The sequence below is a fragment of the Avibacterium volantium genome (assembly GCF_900635775.1).
GTDB lineage: Bacteria > Pseudomonadota > Gammaproteobacteria > Enterobacterales > Pasteurellaceae > Avibacterium > Avibacterium volantium.
On sequence record NZ_LR134167.1, the window covers coordinates 828485 to 843600 of the forward strand.

General features: G+C 41.7%; 12 protein-coding genes. 10 read left to right on the plus strand and 2 right to left on the minus strand.

Annotated elements, in window-relative coordinates:
* Positions 1 to 130: 130 nt before the first annotated feature.
* Together rsuA and ELZ61_RS04105 are read left to right on the plus strand one after the other, a co-directional pair.
* The gene (gene rsuA, locus ELZ61_RS04100; RefSeq protein ID WP_126371651.1) at positions 131 to 826 is read left to right on the plus strand and encodes a 16S rRNA pseudouridine(516) synthase RsuA; all 696 of its coding nucleotides are present in this window, start codon (positions 131 to 133) and stop codon (positions 824 to 826) included.
* Between the two features lie 7 nt (positions 827 to 833).
* Positions 834 to 2030, plus strand: a complete 1197-nt coding sequence (locus ELZ61_RS04105; RefSeq protein ID WP_126371653.1) for a Bcr/CflA family multidrug efflux MFS transporter — start codon at positions 834 to 836, stop codon at positions 2028 to 2030.
* On the opposite strand, the gene cueR is transcribed toward ELZ61_RS04105, so the two are convergent.
* Complete coding sequence (gene cueR / locus ELZ61_RS04110) at positions 2025 to 2423, minus strand: Cu(I)-responsive transcriptional regulator (protein ID WP_126371655.1); 399 nt, start codon at positions 2421 to 2423, stop codon at positions 2025 to 2027. The genes ELZ61_RS04105 and cueR overlap by 6 nt on opposite strands.
* A gap of 106 nt (positions 2424 to 2529) precedes the next feature.
* Between cueR and ELZ61_RS04115 the strand changes: the two genes are divergently transcribed.
* Positions 2530 to 4155, plus strand: a complete 1626-nt coding sequence (locus tag ELZ61_RS04115; protein WP_126371657.1) for a phosphoethanolamine transferase — start codon at positions 2530 to 2532, stop codon at positions 4153 to 4155.
* 76 nt (positions 4156 to 4231) lie between these two features.
* Here the strand turns inward: ELZ61_RS04115 and bcp are convergent, their stop codons facing one another.
* Positions 4232 to 4699 carry a thioredoxin-dependent thiol peroxidase gene (gene bcp / locus ELZ61_RS04120; protein ID WP_126371659.1) on the minus strand — a complete coding sequence of 156 codons (468 nt, stop codon included), beginning with the start codon at positions 4697 to 4699 and terminating at the stop codon, positions 4232 to 4234.
* Between the two features lie 138 nt (positions 4700 to 4837).
* On the opposite strand from bcp, the gene dapA reads away from it, so the two are divergent.
* The 7 genes from dapA (at position 4838) to rpsB (ending at position 14988) form a co-directional block, all read left to right on the plus strand.
* Positions 4838 to 5734, plus strand: a complete 897-nt coding sequence (gene dapA, locus ELZ61_RS04125) for a 4-hydroxy-tetrahydrodipicolinate synthase (protein ID WP_126371661.1) — start codon at positions 4838 to 4840, stop codon at positions 5732 to 5734.
* A gap of 112 nt (positions 5735 to 5846) precedes the next feature.
* Positions 5847 to 6851, plus strand: coding sequence for an outer membrane protein assembly factor BamC (gene bamC, locus ELZ61_RS04130; RefSeq protein ID WP_126371663.1), 1005 nt, complete (start codon positions 5847 to 5849; stop codon positions 6849 to 6851).
* Between the two features lie 123 nt (positions 6852 to 6974).
* Positions 6975 to 7820, plus strand: a complete 846-nt coding sequence (locus ELZ61_RS04135; RefSeq protein WP_115249984.1) for a 23S rRNA (adenine(2030)-N(6))-methyltransferase RlmJ — start codon at positions 6975 to 6977, stop codon at positions 7818 to 7820.
* A gap of 119 nt (positions 7821 to 7939) precedes the next feature.
* Entirely contained in the window at positions 7940 to 9295 is a 1356-nt protein-coding gene (gene gorA / locus ELZ61_RS04140; protein WP_126371665.1) for a glutathione-disulfide reductase, read from the plus strand.
* Between the two features lie 281 nt (positions 9296 to 9576).
* Positions 9577 to 11991, plus strand: a complete 2415-nt coding sequence (gene lon / locus ELZ61_RS04145; RefSeq protein ID WP_126371667.1) for an endopeptidase La — start codon at positions 9577 to 9579, stop codon at positions 11989 to 11991.
* Between the two features lie 133 nt (positions 11992 to 12124).
* Positions 12125 to 13984, plus strand: coding sequence for a peptidylprolyl isomerase (gene ppiD / locus ELZ61_RS04150; protein WP_126371669.1), 1860 nt, complete (start codon positions 12125 to 12127; stop codon positions 13982 to 13984).
* Positions 13985 to 14259: 275 nt separating this feature from the next.
* Positions 14260 to 14988 (plus strand): 30S ribosomal protein S2, encoded by a 729-nt coding sequence (rpsB, locus tag ELZ61_RS04155; RefSeq protein ID WP_017807014.1) that lies wholly within the window; start codon positions 14260 to 14262, stop codon positions 14986 to 14988.
* Positions 14989 to 15116: the final 128 nt, after the last annotated feature.

The following is a 15116-nucleotide window of genomic DNA, read 5'->3' on the forward strand; positions in this document are numbered from 1 at the left end:
CCGCACTTTTGTTTTCGGTGTAGCTAGGGGCTTCTCACCAAGAGAAGCACTCTTGATTTTGAACAGCCCCTAGGGTTTTATGCCGAGATGTTGTACAATGTTTCGTTTTTATAAACGAGAAAATCACGCAATGAGATTAGATAAATTTTTAGCCGAGCAAACAGGACTAACGCGCTCTCAAGCCAATAAAGCGCTACGCCAAAGTGCGGTGCAAATTAATGGAAAAATTGAGAAAAACGGCGCAACCAAAGTGAGTGCGGAAGATGAGATTTACTTTGATGGTGAACGCCTTACTTGGTTTGAAGCGGGGCATTATATTATGCTGAATAAACCGCAAGGCTATGTTTGCTCCAATGATGATGGCGATTATCCGACAATTTATCAATTCTTTGATTATCCCCTTGCCGGCAAATTGCACAGTGCAGGGCGTCTAGATGTGGATACCACAGGGCTGGTGTTGCTCACTGATGATGGACAGTGGTCGCATCGCATCACTTCACCAAAACATCATTGCGAGAAAACCTATTTGGTTACCCTTGCCGATCCCGTAGAAAATCATTATCAACAAGCCTGCGCCGAAGGCATTTTATTGCGTGGTGAAAAACACCCTACCAAGCCTGCTAAACTTGAAATTATTGATGATTACAATGTAAATCTCACCCTAAGCGAAGGGCGTTATCATCAAGTAAAACGAATGTTTGCCGCCTTAGGCAACAAAGTGATTGGGCTGCACCGTTGGAAAATTGGCGATGTGGTGCTAGATGAGCAATTAGAAGAAGGGGAATACCGCCCGTTAAGCGCAGAAGAATTAAACGCATTAAAATAAGGATAGCATTTTGAGCGAAAAAACGATTCATAAACCCAGCTTTATTTTCATTTTGACCCTTGGGCTACTTTCAATGTTGCCGCCGCTTGGGGTAGATATGTATTTGCCTGCCTTTTTGCGAATGTCGCAAGATTTGCACGTTAGCCCTGAACAAATTCAGCATACCCTAACCTTTTTCGCTTACGGAATGGCAGCAGGACAGCTTTTCTGGGGGCCTGTGGGCGATAGCTATGGGCGCAAACCCATTATTCTGCTAGGCGTGATTGTCAGTGCCATTACTGCGTTAATTCTCACGACAATCAATCAAATTGGCAGTTTTACCGTGCTACGCTTTATGCAAGGCTTTTTTGGCGCAGCGCCAGTGGTTTTAGTAGGCGCATTGCTACGCGATCTGTTCAGTAAAAATGAACTTTCACGCACAATGTCCACAATCACCCTTGTGTTTATGGTAGCTCCACTGGTTGCACCAATTATTGGTGGCTATTTGGTAACTTATTTCCATTGGCACTCGATCTTTTATGTGATTGCGGTAATGGGCGCACTGAGTACCTTGCTGGTGTTTTTCATCATTCCTGAAACCCATAAAAAAGAAAATCGCATTCCTTTACGCTTAAACATTGTAGTACGCAATTTCGTCAATTTATGGCAGAAAAAAGAAGTGTTGGGTTATATGTTTATGAGCGCCTTTGGCTTTGGTGGCTTGTTTGCGTTCTTAACTGCGGGATCGATCGTATATATCGGCATTTATGGTATTCCAGAGCAAAACTTTGGTTATTTCTTTATGCTGAATATTAGCGTGATGACCTTAGGTTCGTTTTTGAATGGACGCTTGGTAACCAAAGTCGGCGCAGAAAAAATGCTGCAAACAGGTTTGATCATTCAATTTCTTGCGGCGATTTGGCTATTATTAGTGGTGTTTTTCGATCTTGGCTTTTGGTCAATGGCCATTGGCGTAGCACTGTTTGTTGGGCAGAATTCACTCATTAGCTCAAACGCAATGGCATCAATTTTAGAAAAATTCCCTGCAATGGCTGGCACAGCAAATTCAATGGTAGGCAGTGTGCGTTTCGGCACGGGCGCTTGTGTGGGATCGCTCGTTGCATTAATGAAAATTAACAGCGCCGCGCCAATGCTTTTAACCATGGTCGGCTGCTCATTTTTAGCGGTCAGCTGCTATTATTTCTTAACCTACAAGCGCCTATAATTTCGTTTTTTCCGTTAGCCCTGAAAGAATAGAACAATCAGGGCTATCATTCCCTTGGCAAGAACAATGCCAGCGCTGCAACAAATCCAACATTTCTTGTAAGCTCGCAATCTTATCTTTTAGCTCCGTAATATGTTGTTCTGTAATGGCTTTTACTTCGCGACTGGTACGATTCGGATCACTATTTAACCTTAACAATTCGCGAATTTGTTGCAATGAAAATCCCACTTTACGCGCGTTACTAATAAAGCGCAGCTGGCTTAAATCCTGCTCAGAATAAAAGCGATAACCCGATAAAGTGCGTTGCGCCTCTGGTAATAATCCCGCTTTTTCATAATCCCTAATTTGCTTGGCGGATAAACCTGTTTTCTCGGCTGCTTGGCTGATGTTCATTTTTTCCTCATTTTATTTGTAAGTTTTCGTAAAGAACTTTTTAATTTTTTATCTGACTAATTCAACGACTATTCAATGATAATCTTAAAATTAGGAAATTCTTTTTATGTTATTTTCTCGGTTTAAATTAAAAAGCTCAACCCTTATTGCACTGATTGCGCTTTATTTTACTTTAGTACTAAATATTGCATTTTATAAAAAAGTGTGGGCGCTGCACCCATTTGCGGGGCAGCCTGAAGATTATTTTCTTCTCACCGTTCCCGTCTTCATTTTCTTTACGCTAAATGCGGTTTTTCAGCTTTTTGCATTGCCTATTTTGCACAAAGTGATCATTCCGCTGTTGCTGATTATTAGTGCCGCCATTGGCTATCAAGCCTTATTTTATGATGTGCATTTCACCACGGATATGCTTGAAAATGTGCTGCAAACCACGCCGGCGGAAAGTGTTCGTATGCTCACTTGGCAATATCTCGCGTGGATTGCGTTTTTTGGCGTGTTGCCAGCCATTTTATACATTATGGTAAAGGTGGATTATCGCACTTGGTGGAAAGAGCTTGGTTTGCGCGTGGGCTTGATCGCTCTTTCTGGCGTAGTGATTTGGGGCATTGCGAAAGGTTTTTATCAAGATTACGCCGCCTTTGTTCGCAATAATAAGCCCGTTGTGAGCTTGCTTGTACCGTCTAATTTCATTAGTGCAGGCGTGAATAAAGTGAAACGCGTGCGTGAAGCCAATCGCCCTTATGAACAAATCGGTTTAGATGCACAACAAGCCAAACCTGATGAATATCGCCATTTCACCGTGATTGTGGTGGGCGAAACTACGCGCGCGCAAAACTGGGGGCTAAATGGTTATGCTCGCCAAACCACCCCAAAACTGGCAGCGCGTGGCAAAGACATCATCAATTTCATGGACGTTTCCAGCTGTGGCACATCAACCGCTATTTCCGTACCTTGTATGTTCTCTTATCTCACCCAAGCCCAATACAATGGCGGCAAAGCACAAAAAATGGATAATTTGCTTGATGTGCTACAACGTGCGGACGTGAATATTTTTTGGCTGGATAATAACAGCGATTGCAAAGGCGTTTGCTTGCGTGTGCCAAATGAAGTTACCAATATGAAAACGCCAGAATACTGTACGGACGGCGAATGTTTAGATGAGATTTTGCTGAAAGATTTCGACAAAATTCTTAATGAAAGCCAAAAAGATACGGTGCTGATTTTGCATACTATCGGCAGCCACGGGCCGACCTATTACGAACGCTACACGCCAGAATTTAAAAAGTTTGTGCCAACTTGCGACACAAACGAAATTCAAACTTGTAGCAACGAACAATTAGTGAATACGTACGATAACGGTATTTTGTATATTGATAATTTCCTTGATCAAGTGATCCAAAAATTGGAACACCGTGATGATTTGGAAAGTGCGGTATATTATGTGTCAGATCACGGTGAATCCCTTGGCGAAGACGGTATTTATCTGCACGGCACGCCTTATGCCATCGCGCCAGATTATCAAACCAAAGTGCCGATGTTCTTTTGGTTTTCCAAAACGTGGCAGCAAAATGAAGGCGTGGATTTAGACTGCCTGCGCCACAACGCCAGCGCCCAGCATTATTCCCACGATAATTTATTTAGCACCGTGATTGGAATGATGGATATGAATTTAAAAACGGACGTATATCAAAAGGATTTGGATATTTTGGCGAGTTGCAAAAAAGCGCATTAATAAAAATCACGAAAAACAAAGTGCGGTAGAAAAATTTAAAAAATTTGCACCGCGCTTTAATTTGAGCAGTCAGAGATTATTTTTGTGTTAAATAATCTAGCACCACTTGATGATGCTCACCGGTTTTAAATTTATCAAACACTTTTTCGATTTTGCCTTGTTCATCAATTAAGAAGCTAATGCGATGAATGCCGTCATAGGTTTTACCCATAAATTTTTTCTCACCCCATACGCCAAATTGTTCTGCGACTTGGTGATCTTCATCGGAAAGCAGCGTGAAATTCAAGGCTTTTTTCTCGGCGAAATTAGCGAGTTTTTTCGGGCTATCAGGGCTAATGCCAAGAATCACGATATTGAGTTTTTCAAGTTCCGCTTTGCTATCGCGCAGTCCGCAGGCTTGTGTAGTGCAACCGGGCGTGAGGGCTTTGGGATAGAAATAAACCAAGACTTTTTTGCCTTTAAAATCGGTAAGCGAAACTAGTTGCTCGTTTTGATCAAGTAAAGCAAAGTGCGGGACAAAATCGCCCGCTTTTAATGTTTGCATAGTAAATATCCTTAAAAATTTGATGTTATTGAGAAAAAATGCAAAAAATTGCTTGCAAATTTTGGTTATTTTAGCGATCTTAAACAAACTTTTTCAAGCAAACTCAATAGACATAACAAAAATAATTCGGAGGTCTTTATGTCAGTAACGAATCCTTTATTTTACGGTAGTATTACCGCATTGATTACCCCTATGGACTCACACGGTGAGGTTGATTTTGACGCACTAAAAAAATTGGTTGAGTATCATATTGCTGCGGGAACGCACGGTATTGTGTCTGTGGGAACAACAGGGGAATCTGCCACATTAAGCATAGAGGAAAACGTTAAAACAATTTTGAAGACCGTTGAATTTGCCGATGGACGTATCCCTGTAATTGCTGGTGCGGGCGCAAACGCCACCAGTGAAGCCATTACAATGACAAAATTATTAAATGGCAGCGGCGTTGCGGGTTGTTTGTCTGTGGTGCCTTACTACAACAAACCAACGCAAGAAGGAATGTATCAACACTTTAAAGCAATTGCAGAATGCACTGATTTACCACAAATTTTATATAACGTGCCGGGACGTACAGGCAGCGATATGCAGCCTGAAACCGTGGGGCGTTTAGCACAAATTGATAATATTGTGGCAATCAAAGAAGCAACAGGTGATGTGAGCCGTGTGGCGAAAATTAAACAGCTTGCAGGTGAAGATTTCATCGTGTTAAGTGGTGATGATGCGACAGGGTTAGAAAGTATCAAAGCCGGCGGTGAAGGGGTGATCTCGGTAACAAATAACATCGCTGCCGCAGATATGGCGAAAATGTGTGAGCTTGCTTCAGCGGGTAAATTTGATGAAGCAGAGGTGATCAACCAGCGTTTAATGGCATTACACAAAGATCTTTTTGTTGAATCTAACCCAATTCCTGTGAAATGGGCGGCTTATAAATTAGGTTTAATTCCAGAGCCAGTGTTGCGTTTACCACTGACAACATTAAGTGAAGCCGCACAACCAAAAGTGATTGAAGCCTTGAAAATTGCAGGATTGTTATAATTTTTATTAAAAATCCACTGAGGGGTGTTGAGCAGTCAATGCCCCTTAAACTTTTCTGCATTCTGATTGTCAAAACTGGCAATGAAATTTGTTTAACCTTGAGGATAAATTGATGAAAAAGTGGTTATTAAGCACGCCAATTTTAATGACATTAGTGGCTTGTTCAGCAAGCAATGAAAGTAAACAGCAAGCTAATGATAACTTTGAAAAATACGCTGAACAGCAAGTGGTTTTTGCACCCCTAGCAAGCGGTGGGGTAAATTTACCTGCACAAGATAACACTTATGCATTGCCGCAGCTTAATAAACAAGCACATCAAAAAGTGGATATTCGCCCACCAAGCACACCAATCGCAGTGATTAATAATTCCATTGCACAGTTTGACGGTGAGCGTTCTTTGATTGTTTATCCTTCATCAAAAGAAGCAGTTTATAGCTTAAATCAAGTAGCACGTTTATTAAAAGAACAAGGGATTACTTATCAATATCAAGATAATCGTATCGAAACCAGTTGGGCGGCAACGGGGCGTGCCGATGATATTGGCGACACACAAATTCGTTATTTGATTGAGCAAGTGCAATATCAAGGGGCGAGTGCGTTGGTGGTGTCAATTCTGCAAATGAAACGCGATAATATTATTTTCACCCCAACGGTGGCACAAAAGCAGCGTTATACGTCTGATCGTTTAAATCAGCTGATTGGTGAGTTAAATACGGCGTATCGTAAACAGCAAAGTGAATTAAATAGCACTGCAGTAACGCCAATTCAAACGCAATTAACCACAGATATAAACGGTCGTGCGGCGTTAGCGTTAAATGCACCTTTTAACCAAGCGTGGCAACGTTTACGCGAGGCGTTAAATCAAGTAGGCTTTGAAACCACGTCAGAAAATCCGGGGCGTGGCTATCGTGAATTAAAATATAGTCCATTAGAAAAAACAGAATGGGCGAGATTTGGCGTGGCTGCGCCTGAATTAGAAAAAGGGGAGTATGCAATGCAACTTTCTGATTTAGGCAGACAAAGTGCGGTGGTGATTAGCGATGAAGACGGCAATGCGCTTTCGGGTAATCAAGCGCAGTCTATTTACCAAGCCTTGCAAGCGATTTTAGCCAAATAAATTGTCATCAAGCAGTTCTTTGATGACACAGGGCGAGCCAGAATGTTCGCCCTTCGTTTTAACTATCATAATCCGCAAAAATAAAGTGCGGTCTTTTTTTATCAAATTTTTAAGGGCAAACAAATGCTGAGTTATCGTCATAGCTTTCACGCGGGCAACTTTGCCGATGTGTTAAAACACATTGTGCAAATGCTGATTATTGAAAGCCTGCAACAAAAAGACAAAGGCTTTTATTATTTAGACACCCACGCCGGTGTGGGGCATTATCGCTTATTCGGCAATGAAGCTGAAAAAACTGGTGAATATAAAGAAGGGATCGGGCGTTTGTGGGATCAAACAGAAATGCCTGAAGAAGTAGCACGTTATGTCGCCCTTATTAAAAAACTGAATTATGGCGGCAAATCGCTACGATATTACGCCGGTTCACCGCTGATCGCCGCACATTTATTGCGTCCGCAAGATCGTGCCTTATTAACGGAGCTACACCCAGCGGATTTCCCATTATTACGCAATAATTTCAAAGAATTTGATAATGTTACTACGAAACGCGATAACGGTTTTCAGCAAATTAAAGCCACGCTGCCACCCAAAGAAAGACGCGGGCTGATTTTGATCGATCCCCCTTATGAATTAAAAGAAGATTATGATTTGGTGGTAAAAGCCATTGAAGAAGGAGTGAAGCGTTTTGCCACGGGCATTTATGCCATTTGGTATCCGGTGGTGCTACGTCAGCAAGCCAAGCGTATTGTAAAAGGGTTGGAAAACACCGGCATTCGCAAAATTCTCCAAATTGAAATGGCGGTGCGTCCTGATTCCGATCAACGTGGAATGACCGCAAGTGGAATGATCGTGGTTAATCCCCCTTGGCAGCTAGAAGCGCAAATGAAAAAAATTCTGCCTTATTTAACCAAAACCCTTGTGCCAGAAGGAACGGGCAGTTGGAAGGTGGAATGGATTACACCAGAGTAAGAATTTACCGATTAGATTAATTAGTCGCTTTACTTCGTATTTTTCGGCAAAATAAGCGCAGATTTATTATGGGCTTTTTCGCATTCACAAGCCCAATTCACCAATTTAGGGAGTTAAAAATGACAAAACATTATGATTACATCGCCATTGGTGGCGGAAGTGGCGGTATTGCTTCAATTAACCGTGCGGCAAGCTATGGCAAAAAATGTGCCATTATTGAAGCAAAAGAACTGGGCGGAACCTGTGTAAACGTGGGCTGCGTGCCGAAAAAAGTGATGTGGTATGGTGCGCAAGTGGCAGAAGCGATCAACCTGTATGCACCAGATTATGGCTTTGATGTTGCGGTAAAAGACTTTGATTTCAGTAAGTTAGTGGAAAATCGTCAGGCTTATATTGGACGTATCCACAATTCTTATAACAATGTATTAGCCAAAAATAACGTGGACGTAATCAAAGGCTTTGCCAAATTTGTTGATGCCCACACCGTTGAAGTAAACGGCGAGAAAATCACTGCCGATCATATTTTGATCGCAACAGGGGCTTATCCTGCTCACCCTGAAATTAAAGGCGCAGAATACGGCATTGATTCTGACGGCGTATTTGAATTAAACGCGTTACCAAAATCCGTTGCGGTTGTTGGCGCAGGTTACATTGCGGTGGAATTAGCGGGCGTATTAAACAGCCTAGGCGTGGACACTCACCTATTCGTGCGTAAACAAAGCCCACTGCGTAGTTTTGATCCGCTTATCGTTGAAACCCTTGTGGAAGTGATGGCACAAGATGGCATTCACCTACACACTCACGCCATTCCAAAAGAAGTGGTTAAAAATGCTGACGGATCTTTTACCTTAAAATTAGAAGATGGACGTGAGCAAACAGTTGAGAAAGTAATTTGGGCGATTGGTCGTAAACCAAATACCGCGAACATCAACCTTGCAGCAGCTGGCGTGGAAACCAACAATAAAGGTTTCATCAAAGTAGATAAATATCAAAACACCAATGTGAAAGGCATTTATGCGGTGGGCGATATTATCGAAGGTGGCATTGAACTCACCCCTGTTGCTGTTGCTGCAGGACGCCGCTTGTCTGAGCGTTTATTCAACAATAAACCAAACGAACATTTAGATTACAATCTTGTGCCAACTGTGGTGTTCAGCCACCCACCAATCGGCACCATCGGCTTAACTGAGCCGCAAGCCATTGAGCAATATGGCGCAGAAAACGTGAAAGTGTATAAATCATCGTTCACGCCAATGTACAGCGCAGTAACCCAACATCGCCAACCTTGCCGAATGAAATTGGTTTGCGTGGGCAAAGATGAAAAAATTGTCGGCTTACACGGCATTGGTTTTGGTGTTGATGAAATGATTCAAGGCTTTGCCGTTGCCATTAAAATGGGCGCAACCAAAGCGGATTTCGACAACACCGTTGCTATCCACCCAACGGGTTCGGAAGAATTTGTAACAATGCGTTAATGTTAAGTGCGGTGTAAATTTTCATCATTTTTAATCAATCCAACCTTTCGGGGTTGGATTTTTTATTTATCCACGCACAAATTGAATGTTTTTTAATCTTTTTCTTTTGTGAAAAAAGAAAAAATAAAATTTGTGTGAAAAAATGACCGCACTTTTAATTTGAATGGGGTACACTGAACGGCATAAATCTTATTTAGCATAATTTATGTCACGAACTTGAACTTTACTAAATTGCCCCAATATGGGAGAGTAATTTCAAGTTTTAAGGAAAGAGAGAAAATATGAACGCCAGACGAACAAAACAAAAAACCATGCCTGTTTTACCATTACGTGATGTGGTGGTTTTCCCATATATGGTTATGCCATTGTTTGTGGGACGCGAAAAATCCATCGCCAGTCTTGAAGAGGCAATGGAAAATGGCAAACAATTATTATTAGTTTCGCAAAAAGCAGCCGAGTTAGAACAGCCTACGGTGGACGATGTGTATGATGTCGGCACGGTGGCGAATATTATTCAATTACTCAACTTGCCAGATGGCACAGTAAAAGTGCTAGTGGAAGGACAGCAACGTGCCAAAATTTCCCATTTAGAAGACAATGGGCGTTTCTTCGAGGCAAAAATTGAGCTAATTGATACCCAATTTGGTGATGAAACAGAATTAGAAGTGGCACAGAATACGGCACTGAAAGAGTTTGAAAAATACATTGAACTCAACAAAAAAGTGCAGCCAGATGTGCTTTCCGCCTTGAAAAATATTGCAGATCCAGAACGCTTAAGTGACACAATGGCAGCCCATATGCCGGTTTCAGTAGCGCGTAAGCAAGAAGTTTTAGGCATTGCAAATGTTGCTGAGCGTTTTGAATATTTGCTTGGTTTAATGATTAACGAAGCAGGCATTTTAGAAGTTGAGAAACGTATTCGCGGCCGCGTGAAAAAACAAATGGAAAAAAGCCAGCGCGATTATTACCTTAACGAACAAATCAAAGCTATCCAAAAAGAGCTAGGCGAAACTGAAAGTACCGTTGATGAAGTGGAACAACTTCGTCAAAAAGTGGAAGAAGCCAAAATGCCAAAAGAGGCGAGAGAAAAAGTGGAAGCAGAATTGCAGAAACTGAAAATGATGTCGCCAATGTCTGCGGAAGCAACGGTGGTGCGTAGTTACATTGATTGGATGTTGCAAGTGCCTTGGTATAAGCGCAGCAAAGTGAAAAAAGATATTGTTAAAGCGCAGGAAATTCTTGATGCGGATCATTATGGCTTAGAGCGCGTGAAAGATCGCATTTTGGAATATTTAGCGGTTCAAAGCCGTTTAAATCAGCTTAAAGGGCCTATCCTTTGCTTAGTTGGGCCACCAGGGGTAGGGAAAACTTCCCTAGGACAATCTATTGCCAATGCTACAGGACGTAAATATGTGCGTATGGCGTTAGGCGGCGTGCGTGATGAAGCGGAAATCCGTGGGCATCGCAAAACCTATATCGGCTCATTGCCGGGTAAATTGATCCAAAAAATGGCAAAAGTGGGGGTGAAAAATCCGCTATTTTTACTTGATGAGATCGACAAAATGGCATCGGATATGCGTGGTGATCCTGCCTCTGCGTTGTTAGAAGTGCTTGATCCAGAACAGAACGCCAACTTCAACGATCATTATTTAGAAGTGGATTATGATCTTTCTGATGTGATGTTCGTGGCAACCTCAAACTCAATGAATATCCCAGGGCCGCTGCTTGATCGTATGGAAGTGATTCGTTTATCGGGCTATACGGAAGATGAAAAACTCAATATCGCCACACGCCATTTGCTTAACAAACAAATTGAGCGTAACGGGTTGAAAAAAGGCGAGTTGAAAATCGAAGATAGTGCCATTTTAGATATTATTCGCTATTACACCCGTGAAGCGGGCGTGCGTGGTCTTGAACGTGAGATTTCTAAAATCTGCCGTAAAGCAGTGAAAAACTTACTATTGAACCCGAAATTAAAATCGATCACGGTAAACAGCGATAACCTGAACGAATATTTGGGCGTAAAACGCTTTGAGTTTGGCCGTGCAGATACACAAAATCGCGTGGGTGAAGTAACGGGCTTGGCGTGGACGCAAGTAGGCGGTGATTTACTCACTATCGAAGCCACTTCTGTTATCGGTAAAGGCAAATTAACCTACACAGGATCGCTAGGCGATGTGATGAAAGAATCCATTCAAGCAGCGATGACCGTGGTGCGTTCCCGTGCAGAAAAATTAGGCATTGCGCCTGATTTCCACGAAAAACGCGATATTCATATTCACGTTCCAGACGGTGCAACACCAAAAGATGGCCCAAGTGCAGGGATCGCAATGTGTACCGCCTTGGTGTCTTGTTTAACGGGAAATCCTGTGAAGTCTGAAGTGGCGATGACAGGGGAAATCAGCTTGCGTGGTAAAGTGCTGCCAATTGGCGGTTTGAAAGAGAAACTACTCGCAGCACACCGTGGCGGCATTAAAACGGTGATTATTCCAAAAGATAATGTAAAAGATTTGGAAGAAATCCCAGAGAATGCGAAAAACAGCTTAGATATTCGTCCAGTGGAAACCATTGATGAAGTGCTAAGCATTGCCTTAGAAAATCCGCCTGAAGGAGTTGATTTTTCTCACTTGATTGCAAAAGAAGAAAAAACAACGCCACGCCGTAAAAGTAAACGTGCGGAAAGTGCGGTGAATTAATTGTAAGTTTTTTAATAATAAAGTCGGTAAAGAACAATCTTTGCCGACTTCTTTATTTTTATGCTGGCAATCAAAGCACTTTCGATTATAATTCTCAAGAATTGTCTTAATCTTACATTTAAGGATAACTTCAATGTTAATGGAAAAACTCAGCGATGCGTCAAACAGCATCTTGTGGAAGATTATTTTCGCACTAATTGTGGTTTCATTCGTATTAAGTGGCGTGGCAGGCTATATGTTCACACGCGTTGATACTTCTGCTGCCAAAGTAAATGGTGAAGAAATTTCCCAACAAATTTTCTTAGAACAATATAACCAAGAATATCAACGTTTTAGTGAACAGCTCGGCGCACAATTTACCGCAGTAGCAGATTCTCCAGAATTTATTAATGGTTTACGCAGCTCCATTTTAGAGCGTTTAATTAACCAAGAATTATTGCGCCAATATGCTGCGGAATTAAAGCTTGACGTGAGCGATAGCCAAATTCAACAAGCTATCGTGACCAGCCCAATTTTCCAAAAAGACGGCAAATTTGATAACGCGCTTTATCAACAAATGTTATCAAACAATGGGTTAAGCGGTGAACGATATGCACAATATTTACGCCAAGGATTAACCTTACAACAGCTTAATGACGGTATTGCGCGTTCTGCATTTACCGTATCTAGCCAAAATGAACGTGTAGCCCAGCTATTTTTCCAACAGCGTGATGTCCGTTTGGCTGAGTTTCCTTTAGTGTCTACTGTGGCGCAACAACTGGTGAATGAAGAAGAAATTAGCGCTTACTATAATGCGAATAAAGCTGCATTTGCTGTGCCTGAGTTAGTGAAAGTGCAATATCTTGATTTAACCCAACAATCTGCGGAAAAAAATGTGAAGGTTACTGATGTAGAAATTGCGCAATATTATCAAGATAACAAAGTGCAATATATGACTCAGCATTTAGCCCACATTCAACTGCCAACGGAGCAAGAAGCCCAAGCAGTTTATGCGGATTTACAAAAAGGCGAAAGCTTTGCGGCGTTAGCGAAACTTTACTCTAGCGACAAAATTTCTGGTGCAAATGGTGGTGATTTAGATTGGGTTGTGGCAGGAATGATGCCCCCACAATTTGAAGCCGCAGCGCGTGAATTAAAAGCGGGGGAATATAGCCAACCAGTTAAAGTGGATAACGCTTACCATATCATCAAAGTGGAAGATGAAAAATTCCTGCCGTTAGAACAAGTGAAAAACGATATTGCAGCCAAACTTCGTAGCGAATTAAGCGCGAAAGAATTCTACGCAATGGAAAAACAAGCCAATGAGAAAGCCTTTGAGCAGCCAGATTCCTTACAAGCAGCAGCACAAGCGGCGGGTGTGAGTGTACAAGAAACGGGTTATTTCTCACGCAACGATATTCCAGCTGCCCTTAATTATGGCAATGTGGTTTCTGCATTATTTGATTCTGAATTAACCCAAGGCGGAACAAACTCAGAAGCCATCAATGTGGGCGATCAGCATTCTTTGATTGTTCGTGTGGTGGAACATAAACCAGAAGGTGTGAAAACACTTGATGAAGCAAAAGATGAAATTGCTCAATATTTAAAACAGCAAAAAGCGGAAAAAATTGTGCTAGCTCAAGCTGAAAAAGTGGCGCAAGCGCTAAATGAAAATAGCAATGTCGCTCTACCAAATGGCATTAAATTCGGCGAGAAAGCGCAATGGGTTTATGCTGAAAATAAAAATCCACAATTGCGTGATGTGATCTTCGCAATGAAAAAAGACACTGATAAACCTGTTTATACCGCAGCGAAGAGTGGCGATAATAGCATTGTGGTGATTGAACTTGCTAATGTTAAAGATGGTGAGTTAAACGCAGAACAGCTTAAACAGTTTGATGCACAGCTAAAACAAGCACAGCAAGTAGAGCTACAACAAGCGTTATTACAAGCGTTACGTGCGAAAGCAAAAATTGAAATTAACCAAGAGTTTTTAGCTCAGCAAGAGCAATAATTCTCAGCACCAAAATTAAAGCGGCAATTTGTGATGACAGATTGCCGTTTTTTATTGGCTTTTAAAAAATTCTCTAGTTTTTCACCGCACTTTGTGGTATAAAGTGCGGCGTTATTTTGGCTAGAATTAGAAAGCAATTTTTATTTTAGACGAAATAATTTCAAACTTAATTTTTAACAATAAATCACACACATATCGCACGGATAAATCGGGGTGCCAAACGGTCGATTTATTTGGTATGTGGAGGCTAAACCCCAAACAAAAGGAAAATTATTATGGCACAAGTTTCAATGCGCGAAATGCTACAAGCTGGCGTTCACTTCGGTCACCAAACTCGTTACTGGAACCCAAAAATGAAACCATTCATTTTTGGACCACGCAACGGCGTTCATATCATCAACCTTGAAAAAACCGTTCCAATGTTCAATGCTGCATTAGCAGAATTAACTCGCATTGCGGGCAACAACGGTAAAATCTTATTTGTTGGTACAAAACGTGCAGCAAGTGAAGCAGTGAAAGCAGCAGCATTAGACTGTCAGCAATACTATGTAAATCACCGTTGGTTAGGTGGTATGTTGACTAACTGGAAAACAGTACGTCAATCAATCAAACGCTTAAAAGATTTAGAAACTCAATCTCAAGATGGTACTTTCGACAAATTAACTAAGAAAGAAGCATTAATGCGTAGCCGTGAGATGGAAAAACTTGAATTAAGCCTTGGCGGTATCAAAGATATGGCGGGTCTTCCTGACGCATTATTTGTTATCGGTGCAGATCACGAACACATCGCAATCAAAGAAGCAAATAACCTTGGTATTCCAGTATTTGCAGTGGTTGATACAAACTCTGCGCCAGACGGTGTTGATTTTGTTATCCCTGGTAACGATGATGCAGCACGTGCAATTCAACTATATCTTGCAGCAGCAGCGGCAGCAGTAAAAGAAGGTCGCCAACAAGAAGTGGTAGCCGAAGAGAAATTTGCTGAAGCAGAAGCAGCTGAATAATTCAGGTGAATGCGGCGAAAGCCCTTATTAATCACAACGATTAATTGGTTAGCAGGGGGCTTATGTTCCCTGCTTTTTTACATAAGTGCGGTCAAAAATCGCATCAAATTTTGTGGATAGAGGATTTT